Source organism: Salinicola sp. MH3R3-1 (genome assembly GCF_001937155.1).
Taxonomy (GTDB): Bacteria; Pseudomonadota; Gammaproteobacteria; order Pseudomonadales; family Halomonadaceae; genus Salinicola; species Salinicola halophyticus.
The window spans coordinates 1-242 of record NZ_MSDP01000116.1; the positions used below are offsets into that span (position 1 = coordinate 1).

Annotated in this window: 1 rRNA gene; it reads left to right on the forward strand. The window is 53.3% G+C overall.

Annotation, left to right across the window (positions count from 1 at the left end):
* Window positions 1-242 (forward strand): 16S ribosomal RNA (locus BTW08_RS18640); the annotation flags it as partial.

The window sequence follows — 242 nt, forward strand, 5'->3', positions numbered from 1 at the left end:
TGGGCATAAAGCGCGCGCAGGTGGTTCCTTAAGTCTGATGTGAAAGCCCACGGCTCAACCGTGGAGGGTCATTGGAAACTGGGGAACTTGAGTGCAGAAGAGAAAAGTGGAATTCCAAGTGTAGCGGTGAAATGCGTAGAGATTTGGAGGAACACCAGTGGCGAAGGCGGCTTTTTGGTCTGTAACTGACGCTGAGGCGCGAAAGCGTGGGGAGCAAACAGGATTAGAAACCCGGGTAGTCC